We start from the raw sequence: 4696 nt of genomic DNA, 5'->3' as shown, positions 1-4696 counted from the left end.
AGATAATAAGAGACCTGAGGAGAAAAAGTGGGATTCTCCCTGTATTCAAAATGGTTGACACATGTGCAGCAGAGTTCGAGGCATATACTCCGTATTTATATTCGACTTATGAAAGGCCCTATTATAATTCAGAGACAAGTGACAAGAGACAAGAGACAAGCAATAATAATAACTCGTCACTCGTCACTCGTCACTCGTCTCTTGAAAAGTCACTCGTCACTCGTCTCTCGTCTCTAAAAGTTGATTGTGAGGCCAATCCCACCAATCGCAAAAAGGTCATAATCCTCGGCTCTGGCCCGAACAGAATCGGCCAGGGCATTGAATTTGACTACTGCTGTGTGCATGCGGTTTTTGCGTTAAAAGAACTGGGTTATGAAACCATAATGGTGAATTGCAACCCGGAGACTGTAAGCACTGACTATGACACGGCTGACAGGCTCTATTTTGAACCACTCACAATAGAGGATGTCATGAGCATTATTGAAACTGAAAAACCAGATGGAGTAATCGTGCAATTCGGTGGCCAGACCCCGCTTAAACTTGCTGTGCCCCTTGAACAGGAAGGAGTCAATATCCTCGGAACAACGCCGGACTCGATTGACAGGGCAGAAAACAGAAAGAGATTCAAAGAGCTATTGCATAAGCTTAATCTTCAACAGCCTGAAAGTGACACAGCCATGTCTGTAGAGGAAGCGCTGGAAGTAGCAAAGAAAATAGGCTATCCGGTTATGGTCAGGCCATCCTATGTCCTCGGTGGAAGGGCAATGGAAATCGTTTATGACGACAGAAGCCTTAAGGACTACATGAAAAGGGCTGTCAAGGCATCGCCTGAACACCCTGTGCTTATAGATAAATATCTGGAAGATGCGATTGAGGTGGATGTCGATGCCATCTCAGATGGAATTAATACAATAATCGGCGGAGTGATGGAACATATCGAAGAGGCAGGGATTCACTCTGGCGACTCTGCATGTTCACTTCCACCGTATTCCCTTGACAGTTCCATAGTAAACGAGATAAAGAGGCAGACAAAGGCACTCGCAAAAGAACTTAATGTTATAGGGTTAATGAATGTCCAGTTTGCTGTAAAGGATAGGAGCATATATATCCTTGAGGTAAATCCGAGGGCATCAAGGACAGTACCCTTTGTCTCAAAGGCAACAGGTGTCCCGCTTGCAAAGATAGCTGCTCAGGTCATGGTCGGCAAAACCCTCAAAGAACTCGGTCTTGCCACAGAAAGGGATATACCGCACATCGCGGTTAAGGAGGCAATCTTTCCCTTTGACAGGTTTCCTGGTGTAGATACCATCCTCGGCCCTGAGATGAAGTCAACAGGAGAGGTTATGGGTATTGATGAAGACTTTGGCAGGGCCTTTTCTAAAGCTCAGATTTCGGCGAATAACAGGATACCGCTTAGAGGAAAAGTTTTTATAAGCGTGAAAGACAAGGACAAAGACAGTATTTATCGCGTTGCGCGCAAATTTATAGAGATGGGGTTTTCCGTTGTTGCAACAAGAGGCACTGCCCAGCATCTGGAAGATAATGGACTTATGGTTGAAGTTGTGAATAAAGTTACTGAAGGCAGGCCCCATATTGTCGACTATATAAAGAACAAAGAGATAAGTTTTGTTATAAACACTGTAAGCGGTGCCAAAGCCCAGAAAGATTCTTTCTCCATAAGGCGGAATGCACTCCAATACGGCGTCCCTTATACAACGACCCTTGCTGGAGCAAAGGCAGTAGTAAATGCAATTGAGATAATGCTCAGGAAACAAATCAATATCAGATCGATACAGGAATATCATACTGGTATCAGTGCCAGTAAACCCCGTTAGAAAGCTCGCTATCTCTATTTTTAGGAGCAGGCAGGTGAAGTGGAAAATTCAGGGCAAAAATGATAAAGTAATTTTATGAAAAAGATTCCAATGACACCAGAGGGTTATCAAAAGCTTCAGGAAAACCTCGAGAAGCTTCTTAAAATAGAGCGGCCCCAGAATATCAGGGATATAGCCGAAGCGAGGTCACATGGTGACCTCTCAGAAAATGCAGAATACCACGCAGCCAAGGAACGGCAGTCTTTCATTGAAGGCCGTATACGGGAGCTTCAAAACAAACTGGCGCTTGCCCATGTAATAGACCCATCCAGGATAAATCAGGATAAGATTGCCTTTGGCGCAAAGGTAAAACTTATGGATACAGAAACCGATGAAGAGAAAGTGTTTACCCTTGTTGGCACTGATGAGGCCGATGTAAAATCTGGCAAGATTTCAATAAGTTCTCCTGTAGGAAAGTCCCTTATCGGCAAAGCTATTGGCGATGTGGTCACCGTAAAGGCTCCTGCAAAGACAATGGAATATGAAATATTAGAGATAAGTTTTGAGTAGATTATTCAAAGCAGTCATCAAGGAAAACATCAGACTAAATCCAAGGACATTCCTCCTGACCTTACAGCCTGTTGAGCCCATACAAAAACCTGAACCAGGCCAGTTTTTTATGGTCAGTATCGAGCATGGGCTTGACCCGCTACTTAAAAGAGCATTCAGCCTCTATAGATGGTTCGGGCAGGCCCCGCAACAGAAATCCTCAAGGGAAAAACGCCTGGAAATTTATTAGATGTGCTCGGCCCTCTCGGAAATTCTTATCCTATGCCCACCAAAAATCAAACACCGCTGATTGTTGCAGGGGGTATCGGTATTGCATCATTGTTTTTCCTCGCAGAAAGACTTGCAAAGTCAGCATATATATTATACGGTGCAAGGACTGAGCATGAACTTTTCTTTATGAATGAACTAAAAGAATACGCAAGAGATCTCCTGATTAGCACCGATGACGGCTCTAATGGTGAAAGGGGTACCGTTGTAGAAGTATTAAGTAACTTTTTAACTCGTCACTCGTCACTCGTCACTCGTCACTTAATTTACGCCTGTGGCTCCAGACAGATGCTCGAGGCAATATCGAAAATCACTGCAGATAAGGGTGTTACAGCCTATATATCCATGGAGGAGAATATGGCATGCGGTATCGGCGCATGTCTCGGCTGTGCTGTCAGGACAAAGGATGGATATAAGCGGGTATGCAAAGAAGGGCCTGTGTTTCCAATAGAGGAGATTGTGTGGTGAACCTTGAAGTAAACATAGGCAGCTTAAAACTCAAAAACCCAGTCATGACTGCCTCAGGGACTTTTGGGTATGGCGAGGAGTATTCTGAATTCGTTGACCTCAACAAACTCGGTGCAATAGTCATAAAAGGACTTTCACTGAAACCCAAAGAGGGAAACCCTCCACCACGCATTGTTGAGACGCCGGCCGGAATGTTGAATGCCATAGGGCTTCAGAACATTGGCATAGAGGCGTTTATAAAAGATAAACTCCCATTTCTAAAAAAATTCGATACACCGGTGATAGCCAATTTCTTCGGTGACACAATAGAAGAATACTCTGAAACAGCAAAGCGCCTCAGTGAGATAAGCGGCATTCACGGGTTAGAAATGAACATATCCTGTCCCAATAAACAGGCTGGATGGATTATCTTCGGCACAGAACCCAAAGTAACCTTTGAAGTTGTCAGCGCTGTAAGAAAGGCGACGCATCTTCCCCTGATTGTAAAGCTCTCTCCAAACGTAACAGATATTGCTGCTATGGCAAAGGTTGCAGAAGCCGCAGGAGCAGATGCAATATCTCTAATAAACACTATTACTGGAATGGCAATTGATATTAAAACACAAAGGCCCCGCCTTGCAAATATTACAGGGGGGCTTTCAGGCCCTGCTATCAGGCCGATTGCTGTGAGAATGGTCTGGGAATGCTACAGGGCCGTTCACATCCCGATTATTGGGATGGGTGGTATAATGTGTGCTGAAGATGCCCTTGAGTTTATCCTTGCAGGCGCTGTAGCAGTGGCAGTAGGGACTGCAAACTTTGTAAATCCGAGAGCTGCCATAGACATCCTGGATGGCATTAAACAACACCTTTCTGAAAAAAACATAACTGACATAAAAGAACTCATTGGAGGGCTGAAATGTTAGAAAAACCATTTATTACTCTGACTACAGACTTTGGGCTGAAAGACCCATTTGCTGGAATAATGAAGGGAGTGATCTTAAAGATAAATCCTGAGGTAAGGGTAATTGACATCACTCATAATGTAAGTCCTCAAAATATCTTTGAAGCATCCCAAATATTGGCAATGAGCTATAAATACTTTCCTCCAACTACAATCCATATGATAATAGTTGACCCTGGGGTTGGCGCCAAAAGAAGGCCTATTTTAGTGGTAACTGATGATTATTACTTTATTGGCCCGGACAATGGGGTATTTACTCCTGTGTTTGACATCCCAACTCATATTTTAAAGGTAATACATATCACCGCAGAGCACTATTTCCTTCCACACATGAGCTCAACATTTCATGGCCGTGATATCTTCGCGCCTGTGGCAGCATGGCTTTCAAAAGGGATTGAAAGCTCAAAATTCGGTGAGGAGATCACTGACTATGCCACGCTTCAGATACCAAAACTCCAAAAAGTCACCAAAACAGCCATAGAAGGAGAAATCGTTTATATTGATAACTTCGGCAATGCAATAACAAACATCACTCGGGAAAATTTAGATGAACTATACACCGAACTGCCGGACGGAATATTAAAAATACTTTATAAAGGCCAGCAATCCCGCCTTTTAAATTATGATTCAGAGG

General features: G+C 43.7%; 6 protein-coding genes. All 6 read left to right on the top strand.

Features of this window, described 5'->3' with window-relative positions; all coding sequences use genetic code 11:
- A partial coding sequence (gene carB / locus HZC12_07125; protein MBI5026485.1) for a carbamoyl-phosphate synthase large subunit occupies nt 1-1835 on the top strand: 1835 nt, incomplete at its 5' end.
- Nucleotides 1836-1910: 75 nt separating this feature from the next.
- Complete coding sequence (greA, locus tag HZC12_07120) at nt 1911-2384, top strand: transcription elongation factor GreA (protein MBI5026484.1); 474 nt, start codon at nt 1911-1913, stop codon at nt 2382-2384.
- Nucleotides 2377-2613, top strand: coding sequence for a hypothetical protein (locus HZC12_07115; protein ID MBI5026483.1), 237 nt, complete (start codon nt 2377-2379; stop codon nt 2611-2613). Before greA ends, HZC12_07115 begins: the two co-directional genes overlap by 8 nt.
- 32 nt (nt 2614-2645) lie before the next feature.
- The gene (locus tag HZC12_07110) at nt 2646-3119 is read left to right on the top strand and encodes a hypothetical protein (protein MBI5026482.1); all 474 of its coding nucleotides are present in this window, start codon (nt 2646-2648) and stop codon (nt 3117-3119) included.
- Complete coding sequence (locus HZC12_07105; GenBank protein ID MBI5026481.1) at nt 3074-4024, top strand: dihydroorotate dehydrogenase; 951 nt, start codon at nt 3074-3076, stop codon at nt 4022-4024. The genes HZC12_07110 and HZC12_07105 overlap by 46 nt, the downstream gene beginning before the upstream one ends.
- A partial coding sequence (locus HZC12_07100) for an SAM-dependent chlorinase/fluorinase (GenBank protein MBI5026480.1) occupies nt 4018-4696 on the top strand: 679 nt, incomplete at its 3' end. The genes HZC12_07105 and HZC12_07100, both read left to right, overlap by 7 nt.

It is taken from the genome of Nitrospirota bacterium, from assembly GCA_016214385.1.
In the GTDB taxonomy this organism is placed as follows: Bacteria; Nitrospirota; Thermodesulfovibrionia; order UBA6902; family JACROP01; genus JACROP01.
The sequence above is the reverse complement of the archived record's forward strand: the minus strand, read 5'-3'. Positions and strand labels throughout refer to the sequence as shown.

Excerpts from the sequence above, each read along its gene's own strand:
- greA (MBI5026484.1), top strand. The coding sequence starts at position 1,911 with ATGAAAAAGATTCCAATGACACCAGAGGGTTATCAAAAGCTTCAGGAA.
- HZC12_07110 (MBI5026482.1), top strand. The coding sequence starts at position 2,646 with ATGCCCACCAAAAATCAAACACCGCTGATTGTTGCAGGGGGTATCGGT.
- HZC12_07105 (MBI5026481.1), top strand. The coding sequence starts at position 3,074 with ATGCAAAGAAGGGCCTGTGTTTCCAATAGAGGAGATTGTGTGGTGAAC.